Source organism: Bacillus sp. FSL K6-0069 (genome assembly GCF_038007785.1).
Lineage (GTDB): Bacteria > Bacillota > Bacilli > Bacillales > Bacillaceae_G > Bacillus_A > Bacillus_A mobilis.
This window is the reverse complement of record NZ_JBBOXN010000001.1, coordinates 3,176,282-3,194,367: the sequence shown is the minus strand read 5'-3', so window position 1 is coordinate 3,194,367 and position 18,086 is coordinate 3,176,282. Positions and strand designations below refer to the sequence as shown.

Here is an 18,086-nt window from a genome sequence, read left to right as displayed (position 1 = left end):
TTTTATGCTTGTATGTAGCAGGAAGAAAACTGCTATACGAAATGTTTAGCACTAGAGGACATACATTTTTAATGAGTTAAATATAATTCATAATAGCACCAAGAAGAGAAGAGTACGTTTTACGGTATTAGTTATATGGAAAGGTCGTACGATAGAGTCGCATAAAGTGAGTAAGGGGGATAAACATATGAGTACTTCAAATTTGAATGAAATCAGTAAACAAATTTTAATAGAGGAGGAAACACTTCAATTTTCCTCTTTTACAAATGAAGATGCTTTGCAAATAGGTTTATTTATCGTTGAAACGGCGAGGCAAGAAGGGAAATTGATTGCTGTTGATATAGCGAAAAATGGTGTGCAACTATTTCATTTCAAGATGACAGGGACAACTGCGGAAAATACGCAATGGATTGAGCGTAAAAAACGAGTTGTTTCTTTGCATAATCATAGCTCGTATTATATGCAGATACAAAGTGAAATAACGGGCGTTCCATATAATGAAAAGTATCTTTTAGATAGGTCGGATTATGCTGCGTTTGGTGGATGTTTTCCGGTCCAAATAAAAGATGTAGGGGTTATTGGAATGATAACAGTTTCAGGATTACCACCAGAAGAGGATCATGAATTAGTTATAAGAGCGGTTAAAAATCATTTGAAGCAATAGTAAAAAGGCAAAATCGAACAAGAATATGTTCGGTCTTGCCTTTTTATTATTCAGTTCAACATATTTCTAATAAGATGTTACGGAATTAATATCTTTAATTCGAGACAGTTTTCTTGACGATAATAATCTATGTAGTTAATATGTAGGACATAACGTAACTTAATTACTGAAAGTAATTAAGTTACGTTATGTAAGTTAAGGCGAGTAAGTAGTATGTGGTAAAAATGCTTTGAATTGCCACTATTAATATTGGGGACAATTAGAAAGCGGCAAATATAAAAAATTAAAAGTTAAGAAGCAAGAGTGAATCAACAATAATGGTAGCTTCTGTACAATGCATTTTTACTATAGTAACAATGACTATACATCACGAGGGGGACTGAAATTGGAATCAATGACCTTTGTTTTATTTGGAGCAACAGGGGATTTAGCTAAAAGAAAAATTTACCCCGCGCTATATAATTTATATAGAGATCAAAAGCTTCCAAAGCAAATATCCGTTATTGGGCTTGGAAGACGTGAAGTATCTCATTTAGATTTTCAAAAAAGAGTAAAAGAATCCATAGAAACTTTTTCTCGTCGCAGGGAAGAAGGTACTCCGGAAGTAGAAGATTTTTTAGAGTATTTTCGTTATTGTCCGTTAGATGTGAATAAGCCGGAAGACTATAAAAGGTTATTACAAGTAGTTCGTGAAAGGGAAGAAGAACAAAATATACAAGGGAATAGAATGTTCTACCTTTCAGTTACTCCTGACTTCTTTGAGACCATTGCTTTAAATATTAAGGGAAGTGGACTCGATGAAACGGATGGCTGGAAGCGCCTAATGATTGAGAAACCGTTTGGTCATGATCTTCCATCTGCTCGAGAGCTGAATGATAAGCTTAGCCGAACGTTTGAAGAAGACGAAATATATCGTATTGATCATTATTTAGGTAAGCCAATGGTTCAAAATATTGAAGCACTTGAATTTGCAAACCCTGTTCTCCAATCGATTTGGAATAAAGAACATATTGCGAATGTACAAATAACAGCGAGTGAAACGGTTGGGGTAGAAGAAAGAGCAGCATATTATGATCATGCAGGGGCCATTCGCGATATGGTTCAAAATCATATGTTGCAAATATTAATGATGACTGCAATGAATTTGCCGGAAAAGATAAATGCATGTGAAATTCGTGAGGAAAAACGAAAGGTAATGGAGACTCTTCGTAAAGTGAAAAAAGAAGACGTTCAGAACCATATCATTCGCGGACAATATGCTTCAGGGGAGATAAAGGGCCAACAAGTTGCAGCGTATAGAGAGGAGCCAGGAGTAAATCCTTCTTCTCAAACAGACACATTTGTTGCGGCTCGCCTATGGATCGATAACTCATTTTGGACGGGCGTTCCTTTTTATATACGAACAGGAAAAAGAATGAAAGAAAAATCTACTCGTATTGTAATTGAATTTAAAAATACATTAAAACAGCAATATCAAGATAGTAATCCAAATGCGGAGCCTAATTTGTTAATCATTGAAATTAGCCCAAATGAAAATGTTTCACTCCAATTAAATAGTAAAAATCCATTGAACAATGGCGAGCTTGAACCGATCCGTATTCATTTTACTTGTGAGCAAACAGGAGTGGGAATACCTGAAGCTTATGAAAGACTTATCTATGATGCTGTATGTGGAGATTCTACATTCTTTGCGCACTGGAGAGAAGTTGAATTGTCATGGGAATGGGTACAGCCAATACTTGAAGCATTCGAGGAAAACTTGTTACCACTTCATGAATATAAGTCGGGTTCGTATGGTCCAGATGCTGCGAATGCTCTGTTACAAGAAAGTGAGTTTAAATGGTGGTTAGATGAGGAATTGAAAAAATAAGTACATTCTTACAAGTGAAGCAATATGACAAAAAGATATTCATCATTGTATTAACATGTATTTATGATGAAAGGTAATTCAAGGAGGAATTATATTATGAGAGTAGGATTAATTGGTTTAGGAAAAATGGGATTAAATTTAGGGAAGAATTTAATTGATCATAAACATGAAGTAGCAGCATTTGATTTAAATACGAGTGCAGTGGAAGAAATGAAAGAGTACGGTGCTACAGGTACATCTAGTTTAAGCGAACTTGTTCAATCATTGGAATCACCAAGAATTCTTTGGGTAATGGTTCCGCATGCTGTTGTTGATTCTGTTATTAATGAGATTACACCGCTGTTATCAAAAGGAGATATTTTAATTGAAGCTGGTAATTCACATTATAAAGAGTCTATTCGTCGATATGAGCAACTAAAGAAAGATGGCATTCACTTTATGGATGCAGGAACTTCGGGCGGAATGGAAGGCGCTCGTAATGGTGCTTGTTACATGATCGGAGGAGATCAAGAAGCTTGGGATATCGTTGAACCTATTTTCCGTGATACAGCTGTAGAAAATGGATTCTTATATGCTGGAAAAGCTGGTAGTGGTCACTTTTTAAAAATGATTCACAACGGAATTGAATACGGAATGATGGCCGCTATTGGTGAAGGATTTGAGGTTTTAGAGAAAAGTGAATTTGACTACGATTATGAAAAAGTATCAAGAGTATGGAACAACGGTTCAGTTATTCGCTCATGGTTAATGGAGTTGACTGAAAATGCATTTTCTAAAGATGCGAAACTGGATGAAATTAAGGGCGTTATGCATTCTTCTGGTGAAGGGAAATGGACAGTAGAAACAGCATTAGACCTGCAAACTGCAACTCCTGTTATTGCAATGTCTTTATTAATGCGCTACCGCTCATTAGACAATGATACATTCACAGGAAAAGTTGTAGCAGCACTGCGCAATGAATTTGGTGGACATGCAGTAGAGAAGAAATAATATAACTCGTTAACGTTTAAAAAATGGAGGGAATAAAACATGAAGTTTTTTATTGATACTGCAAATCTTGAGGACATAAAAAAGGCATATAAACTAGGTGTTTTAGCTGGTGTTACAACGAATCCGTCTTTAGTAGCGAAAGAAGGCATTAAGTTTGAAGACCGTATTGCAGAAATTTGTCAGGCAGTACCTAACGTTGAATCTGTTTCGGCAGAGGTAACGCCAGATGCTGTTACAGCCGAAGAGATGATTGCTCAAGCAGAAGAACTGATTAAAATTAACGGTGGCGATGAAAAAGTTACAATAAAACTTCCGATGACACTAGCAGGGTTAGAAGCTTGTCGCTACCTTGCTGAAAAAGGTGTGAAAACGAACGTTACACTTATTTTCACTGTGAACCAAGCTCTATTAGCTGCTCGAGCAGGTGCAACGTACGTTTCTCCATTTTTAGGGCGTTTAGATGATATTTCTGAAGATGGCGTATTATTAGTTGCTAAAATTGCTGAATTATTCGATGTTCATCTATTAGATACACAAATTATTGCGGCTTCTGTTAGACACCCAGATCATGTGACGCGTGTAGCGATGGCAGGTGCTCACATTGCAACAATTCCTTATAAAGTAATTGAACAACTTGCTATGCATCCATTAACAGATCAAGGTATTGAAAAGTTTGCTGCGGATTGGGCGAAAGCGCCTAAGTTATAAGGAAGTAAAGTTTTCACAAATTTCTATTTCATGAGAGGACCAATCTCTATGTAACTTCATCCTGTAAAATAAATCCCGAGTTTGGTAACTTATTACATGAAAGCAGCAATATGAAAAGACACCATGCAGTTTCAAAACAGCACAATGGTTATAAAAAGGCCCCATTATGAGAGTGAAGTTTATGAAAACGTAGCTCTCATAATGGAGTGTCTTTTTTGTTATCGGAATAATTTGAAAGGGGTTACATAGTGGGTTCGAAATATATGATTGGTGTAGATATTGGAACAACTAGTACAAAAGCAGTTTTGTTTTCGGTTGATGGATCTGTTATTGCAAGTCATGGAATTGAATATCCTTTATATTCTCCTACGCCAGAAACAGCAGAACAAGATCCAGAAGAGATTTTTCAAGCGGTCATACATACGATTAAAGAAACTATACAATCAAGTAATGTGCAGCCAGGTGATATTCTTTGTGTTTCTTTTAGTTCGTCCATGCATAGTGTCATTGCTGTAGACGAAGCAGGGAAGCCGTTAACGAGATGTATCACTTGGGCAGATAATAGAAGCGCGAGCTGGGCAGAAAAAATAAAGAATGATATGAATGGGCATGAAATTTACCTTCGTACTGGAACACCAATCCATCCTATGTCACCACTTTCGAAATTAGTTTGGCTTAAGAATGAACATGTAGAGTTATTTGCAAAGAGCTATAAATTCATCTCTATTAAAGAGTATGTTTTCTATAAGTTATTTCAGAAATATGTAATTGATTATTCTATTGCATCAGCGACAGGAATGTTCAATTTGAAATCTTTAAAATGGGATGAAGAGGCCTTGCGTGTTGCAGGAATTACAGATGAAAAGCTATCTACAGTTGTTCCAACGACGCACAGTTTAATCGGGATACATGAAGAACTTGCAAGAGAGATGAATGTACTTGTTACTACTCCTTTTATAGTCGGTGCGAGTGATGGGGTACTATCGAATTTAGGTGTAAATGCAATAGAACCTGGAGTAGTTGCTATTACAATTGGTACGAGCGGTGCGGTGCGAGTTGTCACAAATCAGCCTGTAACGGATCCGAAGGGTAGGACTTTTTGTTACGCGTTAACTGAGGACCTTTGGGTAATTGGTGGACCGGTGAATAATGGCGGTATGATTTTTAGGTGGGTTCGTGACCAGTTATGTGCGTTAGAAGTTGAGCAAGGGGAGCGCTTAGGAAAAGATCCTTATGAATTGCTTACGGAAATAGCAGCAAAAGTGAATCCTGGATCTGACGGTTTATTATTTCATCCATATTTAGCAGGAGAAAGAGCTCCCTTATGGAATGCGAATGCGCGGGGGTCTTTCTTTGGGCTTGGACTACATCATAAGAAAGAACATCTTATCCGTGCTGTTTTAGAGGGAATCATTTATAACTTGTATACAGTGCTTCTTGCTTTAAAAGAGCTAATTGGTGAACCGAAAAAAATTCAAGCGACAGGTGGCTTTGCAAGATCGAAACTTTGGAGACAGATGATGGCAGATATTTTTCATCAAGACGTATACGTTCCAGAAAGTTTCGAAAGCTCTTGCTTAGGAGCGGCAATCCTTGGGTTATATAGTTTAGGTGAAGTAGACTCATTACACGTAGTTTCTGAAATGGTAGGTGCCAACTTTTATCATGAGCCAAACATGGAAAGTGTGGAGAAATATAAAGAGTTAACACCGATCTATATTCGTTTGGCACGTCATCTGGAAGAAGAATATGAAAGTATAGCAGCTTTTCAAAAAAAGTGGGTTTAGAGGCTATTTGGCAGGGAAATATGGTAACTTATAAAGAGGTACTCAAGTTTTTTTAGATGTTCTTTCAAAAAATAGTTTAAGGTTGTTCTGTAAAAAATATGATGAACAAAAACTATAGGGAGAGGGTTATGAAAATGGCGGATAACAAAGAGTTTATTGGATATGTTGGAACGTACACGAAAGAAAATAGTGAAGGGATATATAAGTTTACGTTAGACACGGCAGCGCAAAAAGTTAGTCATGTAACACTTGCGGCTAAGCTGGATAACCCTACATATGTAACGATTAGCAAAAATAATAAATATCTCTATTCTGTTGTGAAGGAAGGCGAATATGGTGGTGTAGCTGCTTATTCGATTCATAGTCATACTGGAGAGTTAACAGAACAAAACAGACAAGTAGTAGAAGGCGCTTCTCCTTGTCATATTAGTGTCGATAGTGGAAATCGTACGGTAGTTACAGTGAATTACCATAAAGGAACGATTGAGTCTTTTGTAGTAGATGAGGAAAATGGGACTGTTAATGCTGCCTCTATTATTACACATAAAGGTTCAGGTCCGAATAAAGAAAGACAAGAAAAACCACATGCACATTACGCGGGATATACTCCTGATGAAAAATATGTGGTAGGTGTTGATTTAGGGATTGATAAAATACTTACGTATGAAATAAAAGATAGTAAGTTAAAAGAAGTGAATAGCTTGTCTGTGAACCCAGGAAGTGGTCCGAGACATATTGCTTTTCACCCGAACGGAAAGTATGCTTATGTGATGACTGAACTTAGTTCGGAAGTTATTGCATTATCATATAATCCGGAAGAAGGGTCCTTTACAGAGTTGCAATATATTTCTACCGTTCCGAAAGAATTTGATGACAATAGTCAAGGAAGTGCGATTCATATTTCTTCTGACGGACGTTTTGTATATGCAGCGAACCGTGGTCATAATAGTATTGCTGTTTTCAGTGTGGATCAAAATTCAGGTGAGCTTACATTTGTTGCACATACATCTACAGAGGGAAATTGGCCGAGGGACTTTGTATTAGATCCGACTGAAAAGTTTCTTATTGCTACAAATGAAAAGTCACATAATCTTGTGCTATTTTCAAGAAATGAAACGACAGGGAAGTTAACACTGCTGCAATCTGATGTTGTTGTACCAGAGCCTGTTTGTGTGAAGTTTTTGAATGTTTAATTGGAGTTTCAATGCATAAAGTAGTGTCGTTATTTGTCGGTAATTCGATATATTAAAAAGTCGTTGATATAATTTCAAATCCCCCAAAACAGTAAAAAAGCAAAGCGATATCGCTTTGCTTTTTATTGTTTCTTTTTAGGTCTACGTACTAATTCGCCGCCGCAGTTTGGGCAAACGTTTTGTCTTTCTTCTGTACAGGGTGCACAAAATGTACATTCATACACGCAAATGTAAGCTTCGGAATTTGATTCGAGAGATTGATCGCAAATTTGACAGTTTGTTTTCATTTCGAGTGCCATAGTAAGTCTCCTTTTAGTTTGAAAATTTATAATTTAATTATAATTCAATGAGCAGAGTTAGTCCTTTTCAATTGAAAGGAAATCAAATGAGAAAGTTATGATTTGAAATGAAAGATGCTATTTTATTTTAAAATTGATTATTTAGTGCAGTTGGAATATTATGAAATAGTCAAAAGACAACAGGGGGTATATATTTTGACTAATCATAACGATCATTTAAAAGCAAACTGCGAAAAATGCTTCGGTTTATGTTGCGTGGCGTTACCATTCGCAGCATCGGTAGATTTTGCGGTGAATAAAGATGGCGGGAAGCCATGTACTAACTTACAATCAGATTTTAAATGTAGCATACATAAAAATCTTAGAGGAAAAGGTTATAAAGGTTGTACAGTATTTGAGTGTTTCGGTGCTGGGCAGAAGATTTCGCAAGTTACATTTAACGGGATTGATTGGCGGAAAGATGCTAAGCATGCGAGAAAAATGTATGATGCTTTTCCGATTATGCATCAGCTTCATGAAATGCTTTGGTATTTGAATGAGGCTATTCTTTTACAGGCGACACAACCGATTCATAAAGAACTAAGTAAAGCAATTGAAGAGACGGAGCGTCTTTCAAATTTACATGCGGACGAGTTAATGAAAGTAAATATTCCGTTACACCGTGCAGAAATAAATGTGTTACTTTTAGAAACGAGTGAGCTAGTTTGGAAGGAAATGAATGCAACGCATAAAAAACGAATGAGTCACCGCGGGGCAGACCTTATGGGGGCAAATTTGAAAAAGAAAGATTTGCAAGGAGCGAACTTAAGAGGAGCATACTTAATTGCGGCAAACTTAAATGGAGCAAACTTAAGAGGAGCAGATCTCATCGGAGCTGATTTGCGAGATGCAGATATTCGAGGAGCAGATTTTACAAATAGTATTTTTCTGACGCAAGTTCAAATTAACGCGGCGAAAGGGGATACACATACGAAATTACCGAAAATGTTGTCCCGTCCATCGCATTGGAGTGCGTAAAGAATGTGGAATGAAATAGTTTGGATATGTTTCAGTATTTAGAAGAAATGCAAGAAGATATATTTTCGTTACCAGTAGAGAGAATAGAATTGAAGTATTTTGAAATTTGTAGCATGTTAGCATCTGCAGAACATGCAGAACGAATTAAAGCAATTGATTTAGAGTCATATAAGGAAAGTATTCGAGTAGGTTTGCATGCAGCTGTAGAAATGGCTACTAATGAAGAAGCAAAAGCGATTTATTTTGAGTATGATCTTGATAACGAGTGGAATAGCCAGTTTTATATTTGTGAGGAGTATGTTCCGCTAGAAGAAGAGGATGATGATTGGGCTTCTGAATGGACATATGATGTTGAGGGACCGAAGTCTATACAATTAGCAGATATGTATGTTGAAAATGGTTTTGATACGAATGAAAAGGCAATTGGGATAACTTTATATTTAATTGCCAGAACGGTATGTAGTTTTATAAGTGCATGTAATGATGTTCAAAGTAGTATACCAATTTGCATTGGTTTTCATGATCAAGACCCAATTATGCGAACAGGCAGAGATTAAAAATCTCTGCCTGTTTTTTCATTTCTTTTCAAAAGTAGTAATGAAAACACTACATACAATAAGAATACCACCGATAAAAAAGTTACTATTTAATGTTTCATTTAATAAGAGCCAACCAAGTAACGACCCGACGATAGGTTGGAAGAAGAAAAATAATGATCCGATGCTGGCGTCCATTAATTCCAATCCTTTATTCCAAAGGAAAAAGGCACCTGCTGTTGAGACGACTCCTAAGTAAACTACGCCTAATATTACGTACGTATTTACTGTTTCGAAAGAGGTTGATTGTAGTTCCCATATCATAAAAGGTGTGATGAAAAAGAGTGAAAAGAATATGGCGTACGTTGTAATCACTAAAGATGAAAATTGAGCGGAAGCAATCTTCACATAAATGGATAGTAAAGCCCACGTAATAGCTGCCCCGACCAATATGATTGTACCGATAAAATAGGAGCCAATTTCAATATCCCATCCAATGACGATAATGACACCAATTGTCGCTATGATAATAGATAGAAGTCTACGGGCAGTTAGTTTTTCTTTTAAAATGATCGCTGCAAATATAACCATAAATGCAGGTGTAGCTGATGTTACTAACGAGCCTGTATGAGCGTCAGATAATTTTGTTCCGATAAATTGACATGTAATCGAAATGAAATAGCCGATAAATCCAATCCAAGCGAATAAAAGCCAATCTTTTTTGCGAATGGTTACTTTCTTCTTTTGCTTTGTCTCAGCTAATTTCAAAATTGCATATAAAACAACAAAAGCTATGATAAAGCGTAGCCAAACGAGTGTCAGTGGTGGGATAAAGTCGAGTACGTATTTACTAACAACGTACATACCGCCCCATATACTTGCTGCTAGTGATAAACATATAGCTCCTAAAATTGTTTGTTTCATGTAAAGTACCTCCGTCTATTTTTAGGGTATTATGAGTTCCCTAAGACGAGGCATAGTGTACGTGTTATAGGAAGGCCCGCCTTAGTTTATAGACGGCCTACAGGTTGATCGTTTTCGAATGAAGTGTTGTAGTACATGAGTGCATTCCTCCTTCATAATTTTATAATGATATTATAACTTAATTTTCAGTTTATTAGTGGTGTTTCTTTAGAAAATGGAAATGGTGGTTGTCTAAGAAAGCATAGTATATGGTAGAAAAACATATTTTTAAAATAAAAGAAACCAATTACATAACTGATAAGTATAGTAAGAGTAGGATGAAAAAGTAGATTAATAGAGAAAGAGGAGGAGATTATTATAACTACAACCGTTATTTCTCATTTTTATAACGAAGAGTATTTATTACCGTGGTGGCTTGCTCATCATACGAAACTGTTTGATCATGGCATTTTAATTAATAAAGGTTCAACAGATCGTTCGGTTGAAATTTGTAAAAAATTCGCACCACACTGGGAAGTGCGAGATTCTGCAAATCCGGAATTTGATGCACTAGCGACAGATCATGAAGTGATGATGGTAGAACAAGAAGTAAAGGGATGGAAAATGATTTTAAATACGACTGAGTTTCTTTGTGTACAAGATAAAAATCAGTTTTGGAAATCACTGAATGCATTGGGAGGGAGGATGTATTGGCTGGAAGGGCTTATTATGGTCGATGATCTTAACTATAATTATCCGGATCTTAACTTTGGAATACCTTTAATGAAACAGCGATTTCACGGCTATTTACCAGAAGATTGGGCGTTATGGAGAAGAGGTAGATTTATTCATAATCATGCACACGGAAGTTATACGGTTGGAAGACATTTATCTGCACATGAATCTATGATTTATCCGCCACTTGCTTGTATATTATGGTTTGGATTTAGTCCGTGGAATGATGCGATGAGAAAGAGAAAGTTACAAATTGGTCCGACTCTTTCTGAAGCTAGTAAGCATGGTGGGATGGGAACGCATCATATTATTACACCTGAAAAATTAGAAGAATGGTATAAGGATTTAGCGAGAGGAGCGAAGGATTTACGTTTTAGTGGTGCGTATCGTTATGTTTTTTTATAAATGATTCCCACCATAAAATTGTTTCTTCGATTCCTGTATTTAGATCGTATGTTGGTTTCCAGTTTACTTCATTTTTTAAACGTTCTACATTAACGCCGACGAATAAAGGTTCATCTTTAGAGAAAGGGATCGCACCTAGTTTAATTAAATGTTCTTTTCCTATCTTTTTAGCAATGATAGAAGCTAATTCTTTAATTTGTACAGATTGACCAGAAGCGATATTGATTGTGCCTATAACGTCGTGTTCCAATACTGTTACGAGAGCGTGAGCGACGTCACCCACATGGAGGAAATCTCTTGATTGTTTTCCATGTGTACATAGTGCTTCCTCATTCTTTAATAAGGAAGTGATAATGTTAGAAACGAGCCGATTACCTTGTTCGTGAGGGCCATACATATGGAAAATGCGGCCCCAACACATGCTGAGGCCTGTTTGCTCAGCGTATGATTGTAGCCAGGAATGTAGTGCGTTTTTACATAATGAATACGGGGTTTTATAGGAAAGAAGCGGTGAATCTTCAAATAGTACGCCGTTAAACCATTCATATTCTGCGCCAGTACCTGCAACAACGACTCGCTCTCCGCCGCATGTTGTGAAGTGTTGAATTAATGAGATGCTAGATGTAAGCCAATAGTAATTATGAATAGACACATAACACGCTGGTGGCACTGCTTCCCAAGCTAAATGAATGAGATGACTAGGCTTCATGTCGTAAATGAGTTTTTTTACTTCTTCATCGCAAAGTAAGTTTACTTTATGCCAATGACAAGAAAGGTGAGAAGGTTTATTTGTATTGTAAGTGGCGTGCACTTCATAGCCCTTTTGTATAAGAGAATTTACAACATATTTACCAATCCATCCACTACCGCCTGTTATAAGGATTTTTTTCATGGCTCAATTACCTCAACTTCTGGTATCGTTACTAAAAATTTGCCGCCCCATTCGCGAATGAAAGAGCATTCTTTCATAATTTCATCTTTTAAATTCCAAGGGAGAATGAGGATGTAATCAGGTTTTGTACGCTTAATTTCTTCTGGAGATTGTATTGGAATGCGGGTTCCTGGTAGAAGGAGATTTTGTTTGTGAGGGTTTTTATCTACTGTATAAGCTAGAAATTCTTTTCCAATCCCGCAATAATTTAAAAGGGTGTTTCCTTTAGCGGGAGCACCATAACCTATAATTTGTTTGTTTAAAGCTTTTGCTTCGATAAAAAATTTTAAAATATTTATTTTCAATTGTTCGATGTGTTTAGAGAAAAGGAGATAGCAATCTAATGTATCTAGTCCGTGATCTACTTCTTTTTGGATTAAGTTTGTAACATTGGAATGGATAGTGGATGAGTCATTATGATGGTTTATAAAAATACGCAATGACCCACCGTGCGTTGAAAGTTCTTCTACATCAACAATTTGTAAATGATGGTGAGCTAAAACCTTTTGAAGACTTATAAGTGAGAAATAGGAGAAATGCTCATGGTATATAGTATCAAACTGTTTACATGATATAAGATTTAATAAGTGCGGGAATTCAATTGTTATCGTGCCATCTTGTTTTAATAACGTTTTTAAACCGGCGACAAAATCATGTAAGTTCGGAACGTGTGCTAATACGTTATTTGCGACGATTAAATCTGCTTGCGGTAACTTTTTTGCTAAATCATTGCTGAAAAAATTTACTTCAGTAGGAATACCTTTTTGGATAGCGATTTCTGCTACATTTTTTGCTGGCTCAATTCCTAACGTCTCGATATTTTCTTTTTGAAAGTATTGTAATAAGTATCCATCGTTACTCGCGATTTCAATTACTTTCGAATGGTTTGTTAAATTAAAACGCTTAATCGCCATTTCTACATATTGCTTAGCGTGTAGTAGCCAACTTGATGAGTAAGAACTGAAGTATAAATAGTCATGAAAAATATTGTGCGGAGATTCAAATTCATCTAATTGTACAAGCAAACAAGAGTTACAAACAAATGTGTGCAGCGGATAAAATGGTTCCATTTTATATGAGTTTTCAGGAGCGACAAATGAGTTGGCGAGGGGGGAAACTCCTAAATCTAAAAAAGTATTTGTTAGTAATGAGTGGCAAAAACGGCATTTTTTCTGTTCCATTTTATAGCCCCCTTATAAATTTTTGAATGCATCGATTTGTTGTCGTGTGAAAGATTCCATATTTTCACCAGATGCATATTTTTTGTACCAATCAACAGTCCAAGCGATAGAATGGTCTGTTGATAACTTAGGTGTCCAACCGAGTTTATTTACTGCTTTTGTACTGTCGAGTGTTAAGATAGGTGATTCATAAGGAGTGTCTGTATGAGGAGTAAGGATTGTTAGTGGTTGATTCCATAATTTCATAATAGATTGAATGACATCATGAACGGTTCTGTTAGGTTCATTCATCGGACCGAAATTCCACGCTTCTGCATATTCAGCGTCTTTCCACAGCTTCTCAGCTAAAAGGGTATAGCCATGTAAAGGGTCTAATACGTGTTGCCACGGGCGAATAGCGTGTTTATTTCTAATATTTAATGTAGCATCTTGTAAATATGCACGAATGACATCTGGGAATAATCGGTCTTCTGCCCAATCACCACCGCCGATGACGTTACCTGCTCTTACTGAGGCAAGATTCTGAGTGTTAGTGCGAAAGAATGATTTTTGATAGGAAGTTGCAACTAGTTCAGCACACGCTTTACTAGCACTATAAGGGTCAAAACCACCTAACCGGTCACTTTCCACGAATGCCTGGTTACCGCTCCCGTCATTTTCATAGCATTTATCACTTGTAACATTAATGATACTCCGTATACTGTCTATCTGTTTTGCCGCTTCCAATACGTGAACAGTACCTAAAACATTCGTTTTAAATGTTTCGATAGGATTTTTGTATGAAATGGTGACAATCGGCTGGGCTGCTAAATGAAATAGTATGTCCGGGTTATGTTGCTGTAGGGCACGGAATAAAGAATCGTAATCTGTAATGTCGCTATTAATTGATGTGCACTCTTTTGCTACGTTACCTTGTTCAAAAAGGTTAGGAGTTGATGGAGGATGAGAAGAGTAGCCGATTACTTCTGCACCTAATGAAGTTAAAAAAAGGGTGAGCCATGAGCCTTTAAAACCGGTATGTCCTGTAATAAATACTTTTTTCTTATTCCAAAAAGATGATGAAGCCATATTACCAAACCTTCCACGGAGCGTTATTATTTTCCCATAGCTCGACTAATTTATTTTTATCGCGCAATGTATCCATCGGATGCCAAAAACCAGTATGCTGAAATGCGGCTAATTCGTTTTTGTTTACTAGCTGAACTAAAGTGTCTGTTTCAAAAACTGACTTCTCTCCACTGATGTAATTGAAAACATCAGGATTTAAAATGAAAAATCCACCGTTAACCCATCCACCATCACCTAAAGGTTTCTCTTGAAAAGATGTGACAGACTGTTTATCTAAGACGAGAGAACCGAATCTCCCAGGAGGTTGTACGGCTGTAACAGTAGCTATTTTTCCGTGTTTTTTATGAAATGCAATAAGATCTTGTATATTTACATTGCTTAATCCATCACCATAAGTAAGGCAAAAAGGTTCATCCCCAACGTAATTTTGTATTTTTTTAACCCGTCCACCCGTTTCAGTATTTAGACCGGTATCGATCAGTGTAACTTTCCACGGTTCAATACGATGAGAATGGCTAGTAATTGTATTGTCGCTTAAATGGATTGTGAAATCTGACATGTGTAAGTTGTAATTTAGAAAGAATTCTTTAATTGCATATCCTTTATAGCCTAAGCAAATAATAAACTCAGTAATGCCGTAATGACTATACAAGCTCATAATGTGCCATAGAATAGGCTTTGTTCCAATTTCAATCATAGGTTTTGGTTTTAAATGTGTTTCTTCCCCAATCCGAGTCCCGTATCCACCAGCAAGAATAACAGCTTTCATTTTTTTCCTCCTAAAATAAAAAATATAGCATATACAGTATTCATATTGTATGCAAACGCTTTTGTTTTTGACTAAGTGAATACAAATATGTGAAGAGTATTAAGGTTTGAATTTGGGGAATAACTGTTGAAATTCAGGGTGGTTACGTAGGTCTTGTATTGAGCTATTAAGGGTTAAAAATCGAGTTTCAAGTTCGTCAGAGGACTGGCCATAATGTGTTTGGAGTCCCATTTGAATACCCATTTTTGAAAGGGTAGGTGTAATTTGTAGTCTTCTTGCCTTTGCCCGATCATTCCAAGGACTAAAATAAAATTTTAAAATGAAAGAAGGGTAGTTATAAACGATATGTTGGTGTCGCGAATAATGTCTACCAGGGAAATACGCGCCATCATGATGGTTGTGTATAAATCTCCAGGCACATCCCAATGCTGGATTATAAGGGAAAAGTCCATGATACCGTTGTTCTACTAACGGGATAGCATATCTTAATTTTGAATAATTGTAATCATGCTTATCAATCATGACAATCATTCTAATCGCATACATATTTTGGTTTAGCGTATGAAGTGATGAGAAAAATTTATCTACATTATTACAACAAAGAAATTCCGTAGTATTTAATACCATCTTCCAACCTGAAACTTCTCTTTCAATTTCCATCACTTCAATATCAGTATTAGTGGGATCGAAATCAAGAAATCTCGAATTTCGTACTTCCCAGTTGGGAGCAAATAATTTACAAATCTCAACGGAACGATCTGTAGAACCTCTATTAATTAATATGCCGTGATCAAATATTTTTGTATGATGCATAAGCCACCATGGTAATAAATATTCCTCATTATAAAAGTGAGAGATAATTGTCCTAGTGATTTTAATCTCCTCCAATTACATAAATAATGATTTTATTTCAATATTATTATCATATGTTTTATCTTAAGTAAGGTTGAAAGAGACGTGTGATTCCATTTTTATATTTTTGTATCGTTATATTAAAAAAACACTAATAAAACTATATAGATAGAATTATAGAGTGTGAATATACTACATACTTAGATGGCATGTGAAATTTTGTATAAATTATGAATAAGAAACCGTCACGTTTGACTGTACAGTTTATGTATTGTATGATGGGAGTAATATAAACAAGGGGGGAAGATCGTTGGGAAGGTGTATCGAATCGGACAGTTGGCTCTCATGGCTCACGTGTCGAAACGAACGATTGATTATTATACGAATCTAGGAATCTTAAAAGCGGAGCGATCTCAATCTAATTATCGCTATTACGACGAAACAGCATTTGAGACATTACAATTTATTGAGAAGTGCAAAGAAATGCATATGCCGCTTTGTGAGATTAAAGAGAAAATCGAGGAGAAGAAGAAGCTGCTCGGTATCAATGAACACGTTTCGAAACAAGTGAATGAAGTGACAGACCATATTCATCGATTAGAAGCAGAGTTAACGGAGTTAAAGCCGCTTTTAGATGGATTGACTGATTCACAACGTGAAAAAATATCGAAATCTTTATCTGGTCAAACGACAGCTTTAATACAGACACTTGCTCTATTATTATAGAAAAAGTGAAATCCGACCTCTTTAATTTTTGTATCGGGCTATGTTTTCTAAGAAACAAATAAGAAAACATTATAGTATACAGGAGGTGGACACCTTAGTTTTTTAAACTAAGGGGATTCATTGGAAATATTTAATTTAGTCATGGTTGCGATTTTAATCGCATTTACTGGATTTTTCGTAGCAGCAGAGTTTGCGATTGTAAAAATACGTTCAAGTCGTATTGATCAGCTTGTTGCGGAAGGAAAACGCGGTGCTTTAGCAGCGAAAAAAGTAACAACAAATTTAGATGAATATTTATCTGCTTGTCAATTAGGTATTACAGTTACAGCTATGGGATTAGGTTGGTTAGGTGAACCGACAATTGAAAAGTTACTACACCCGTTATTTGAGAAATGGAACTTAAATCCTTCTGTTTCATCAGTATTAACATTTGGTCTTGCTTTTATGTTAATGACGTATTTACACGTTGTAGTAGGGGAATTAGCTCCGAAAACGATGGCAATTCAAAAGGCTGAAAAAGTAACGTTGTTATTGGCAACGCCGTTAATGATGTTCTATAAGATCATGTATCCATTTATTTGGGTATTAAACGGTTCAGCTCGTGTTGTAACTGGCTTGTTCGGTTTAAAACCAGCTTCAGAACATGAAGTAGCTCATACAGAAGAAGAATTACGTCTTATCCTTTCAGAGAGTTATGAAAGTGGCGAAATTAATCAGGCTGAATACAAGTATGTAAATAACATTTTTGAATTTGATAATCGTATTGCAAAAGAGATTATGGTACCGCGAACAGAAATCGTTGGTTTCTACCTGGAAGATTCAGTAGAAGAACACATGAAAGTAATCCAAAATGAGCGATACACACGTTATCCGATTTTTGGAGAAGATAAAGATGATATTATCGGTATGGTCAATGTAAAAGATTTCTTTATTCGATATATGACCGAAGATCAAAAAGATTTATCATCTATTCGCTCGTATATGCGTCCGATTATTGAAGTGATGGAAACGACTCCAATTCACGATTTATTACTTCAAATGCAGAAGAAGCGAATTCCGATGGCTGTTTTATATGATGAGTACGGAGGAACAGCTGGAATTGTAACGCTTGAGGACATCTTGGAGGAAATCGTCGGCGAAATTCGTGACGAATATGATGAAGATGAAGCACCACCAATTCAACATGTAAATGAGCAACATATCATTGTTGATGGAAAAGTGCTTATCTCAGAAGTGAAAGATTTATTTGGATTGCACATTGAAGAAGACGATGTGGATACAATTGGTGGCTGGATCATGATGCAAAATCATGAAATTGAAGAAGGACAACATGTTGAGGCAGAAGGCTATGAATTTAAAGTGTTAGAAAAAGACGCTTACCAAATTAAACGTGTTGAAATTCGTAAGATGGAACAAGAGCAAGAAGAAGAGAAAGCAGCAACTGTGTAAGTT

18 protein-coding genes are annotated in these 18,086 nt (G+C 36.3%); 11 read left to right on the top strand and 7 right to left on the bottom strand.

All coding sequences use genetic code 11. From position 1 onward, the window contains the following. Window positions 1–187 precede the first annotated feature (187 nt). The 6 genes from MHB74_RS16390 (at window position 188) to MHB74_RS16365 (ending at window position 7,212) form a co-directional block, all read left to right on the top strand. Window positions 188–664, top strand: coding sequence for a heme-degrading domain-containing protein (locus MHB74_RS16390; protein ID WP_061678964.1), 477 nt, complete (start codon window positions 188–190; stop codon window positions 662–664). Window positions 665–1,049: 385 nt separating this feature from the next. Continuing rightward, window positions 1,050–2,534, top strand: a complete 1,485-nt coding sequence (gene zwf / locus MHB74_RS16385) for a glucose-6-phosphate dehydrogenase (protein ID WP_061678963.1) — start codon at window positions 1,050–1,052, stop codon at window positions 2,532–2,534. A 96-nt stretch (window positions 2,535–2,630) separates the two neighbouring features. Beyond that, on the top strand, window positions 2,631–3,524 hold the full coding sequence (gene gnd, locus MHB74_RS16380; protein WP_061678962.1) for a phosphogluconate dehydrogenase (NAD(+)-dependent, decarboxylating): 894 nt from the start codon (window positions 2,631–2,633) through the stop codon (window positions 3,522–3,524). A 39-nt stretch (window positions 3,525–3,563) separates the two neighbouring features. Next, window positions 3,564–4,232 carry a fructose-6-phosphate aldolase gene (gene fsa, locus MHB74_RS16375; protein ID WP_061678961.1) on the top strand — a complete coding sequence of 223 codons (669 nt, stop codon included), beginning with the start codon at window positions 3,564–3,566 and terminating at the stop codon, window positions 4,230–4,232. Between the two features lie 245 nt (window positions 4,233–4,477). Further along, window positions 4,478–6,019: a gluconokinase gene (gene gntK, locus MHB74_RS16370; protein ID WP_061678960.1), complete on the top strand. Its 1,542-nt coding sequence runs from the start codon at window positions 4,478–4,480 to the stop codon at window positions 6,017–6,019. A gap of 134 nt (window positions 6,020–6,153) precedes the next feature. Further along, on the top strand, window positions 6,154–7,212 hold the full coding sequence (locus tag MHB74_RS16365; protein WP_061678968.1) for a lactonase family protein: 1,059 nt from the start codon (window positions 6,154–6,156) through the stop codon (window positions 7,210–7,212). 122 nt (window positions 7,213–7,334) lie between these two features. Here the strand turns inward: MHB74_RS16365 and MHB74_RS16360 are convergent, their stop codons facing one another. Next, window positions 7,335–7,511, bottom strand: a complete 177-nt coding sequence (locus MHB74_RS16360; protein ID WP_002146550.1) for a DUF1272 domain-containing protein — start codon at window positions 7,509–7,511, stop codon at window positions 7,335–7,337. Between the two features lie 195 nt (window positions 7,512–7,706). Here MHB74_RS16360 and MHB74_RS16355 point away from each other — a divergent pair, with 195 nt between their 5' ends. Together MHB74_RS16355 and MHB74_RS16350 are read left to right on the top strand one after the other, a co-directional pair. Further along, the gene (locus MHB74_RS16355) at window positions 7,707–8,528 is read left to right on the top strand and encodes a pentapeptide repeat-containing protein (protein ID WP_000181451.1); all 822 of its coding nucleotides are present in this window, start codon (window positions 7,707–7,709) and stop codon (window positions 8,526–8,528) included. A 20-nt stretch (window positions 8,529–8,548) separates the two neighbouring features. Continuing rightward, on the top strand, window positions 8,549–9,085 hold the full coding sequence (locus MHB74_RS16350; protein ID WP_061678959.1) for a hypothetical protein: 537 nt from the start codon (window positions 8,549–8,551) through the stop codon (window positions 9,083–9,085). Between the two features lie 18 nt (window positions 9,086–9,103). Here MHB74_RS16350 and MHB74_RS16345 read toward each other — a convergent pair whose 3' ends face one another. Further along, window positions 9,104–9,988, bottom strand: coding sequence for a DMT family transporter (locus MHB74_RS16345; RefSeq protein ID WP_061678958.1), 885 nt, complete (start codon window positions 9,986–9,988; stop codon window positions 9,104–9,106). Window positions 9,989–10,321: 333 nt separating this feature from the next. Between MHB74_RS16345 and MHB74_RS16340 the strand changes: the two genes are divergently transcribed. After that, entirely contained in the window at window positions 10,322–11,107 is a 786-nt protein-coding gene (locus MHB74_RS16340) for a glycosyltransferase family 2 protein (protein ID WP_081110317.1), read from the top strand. On the opposite strand, the gene MHB74_RS16335 is transcribed toward MHB74_RS16340, so the two are convergent. The 5 genes from MHB74_RS16335 to MHB74_RS16315 form a co-directional block, all read right to left on the bottom strand. Then, window positions 11,076–11,999, bottom strand: a complete 924-nt coding sequence (locus MHB74_RS16335) for an NAD-dependent epimerase/dehydratase family protein (RefSeq protein WP_061678956.1) — start codon at window positions 11,997–11,999, stop codon at window positions 11,076–11,078. The genes MHB74_RS16340 and MHB74_RS16335 overlap by 32 nt on opposite strands. Further along, on the bottom strand, window positions 11,996–13,219 hold the full coding sequence (locus tag MHB74_RS16330; protein ID WP_061678955.1) for a class I SAM-dependent methyltransferase: 1,224 nt from the start codon (window positions 13,217–13,219) through the stop codon (window positions 11,996–11,998). Before MHB74_RS16330 ends, MHB74_RS16335 begins: the two co-directional genes overlap by 4 nt. 12 nt (window positions 13,220–13,231) lie before the next feature. Then, window positions 13,232–14,287, bottom strand: a complete 1,056-nt coding sequence (gene rfbG / locus MHB74_RS16325) for a CDP-glucose 4,6-dehydratase (RefSeq protein WP_061678954.1) — start codon at window positions 14,285–14,287, stop codon at window positions 13,232–13,234. A gap of 1 nt (window position 14,288) precedes the next feature. After that, window positions 14,289–15,056 carry a glucose-1-phosphate cytidylyltransferase gene (gene rfbF, locus MHB74_RS16320; RefSeq protein ID WP_061678953.1) on the bottom strand — a complete coding sequence of 256 codons (768 nt, stop codon included), beginning with the start codon at window positions 15,054–15,056 and terminating at the stop codon, window positions 14,289–14,291. A 99-nt stretch (window positions 15,057–15,155) separates the two neighbouring features. After that, window positions 15,156–15,869, bottom strand: a complete 714-nt coding sequence (locus tag MHB74_RS16315) for a hypothetical protein (RefSeq protein ID WP_061678952.1) — start codon at window positions 15,867–15,869, stop codon at window positions 15,156–15,158. A 357-nt stretch (window positions 15,870–16,226) separates the two neighbouring features. Here MHB74_RS16315 and MHB74_RS16310 point away from each other — a divergent pair, with 357 nt between their 5' ends. Together MHB74_RS16310 and MHB74_RS16305 are read left to right on the top strand one after the other, a co-directional pair. Continuing rightward, window positions 16,227–16,634, top strand: a complete 408-nt coding sequence (locus MHB74_RS16310; RefSeq protein ID WP_000285637.1) for a MerR family transcriptional regulator — start codon at window positions 16,227–16,229, stop codon at window positions 16,632–16,634. A gap of 120 nt (window positions 16,635–16,754) precedes the next feature. After that, on the top strand, window positions 16,755–18,083 hold the full coding sequence (locus tag MHB74_RS16305) for a hemolysin family protein (RefSeq protein WP_061678951.1): 1,329 nt from the start codon (window positions 16,755–16,757) through the stop codon (window positions 18,081–18,083). The last annotated feature ends 3 nt before the right edge of the window (window positions 18,084–18,086 follow it).

Coding starts and splice junctions, on each gene's coding strand:
- MHB74_RS16330 (WP_061678955.1), bottom strand. CDS start 13,219: ATGGAACAGAAAAAATGCCGTTTTTGCCACTCATTACTAACAAATACT.
- MHB74_RS16315 (WP_061678952.1), bottom strand. CDS start 15,869: ATGCATCATACAAAAATATTTGATCACGGCATATTAATTAATAGAGGT.
- gnd (WP_061678962.1), top strand. CDS start 2,631: ATGAGAGTAGGATTAATTGGTTTAGGAAAAATGGGATTAAATTTAGGG.
- MHB74_RS16390 (WP_061678964.1), top strand. CDS start 188: ATGAGTACTTCAAATTTGAATGAAATCAGTAAACAAATTTTAATAGAG.
- MHB74_RS16345 (WP_061678958.1), bottom strand. CDS start 9,988: ATGAAACAAACAATTTTAGGAGCTATATGTTTATCACTAGCAGCAAGT.
- MHB74_RS16335 (WP_061678956.1), bottom strand. CDS start 11,999: ATGAAAAAAATCCTTATAACAGGCGGTAGTGGATGGATTGGTAAATAT.
- fsa (WP_061678961.1), top strand. CDS start 3,564: ATGAAGTTTTTTATTGATACTGCAAATCTTGAGGACATAAAAAAGGCA.
- MHB74_RS16365 (WP_061678968.1), top strand. CDS start 6,154: ATGGCGGATAACAAAGAGTTTATTGGATATGTTGGAACGTACACGAAA.
- rfbG (WP_061678954.1), bottom strand. CDS start 14,287: ATGGCTTCATCATCTTTTTGGAATAAGAAAAAAGTATTTATTACAGGA.
- rfbF (WP_061678953.1), bottom strand. CDS start 15,056: ATGAAAGCTGTTATTCTTGCTGGTGGATACGGGACTCGGATTGGGGAA.
- MHB74_RS16360 (WP_002146550.1), bottom strand. CDS start 7,511: ATGGCACTCGAAATGAAAACAAACTGTCAAATTTGCGATCAATCTCTC.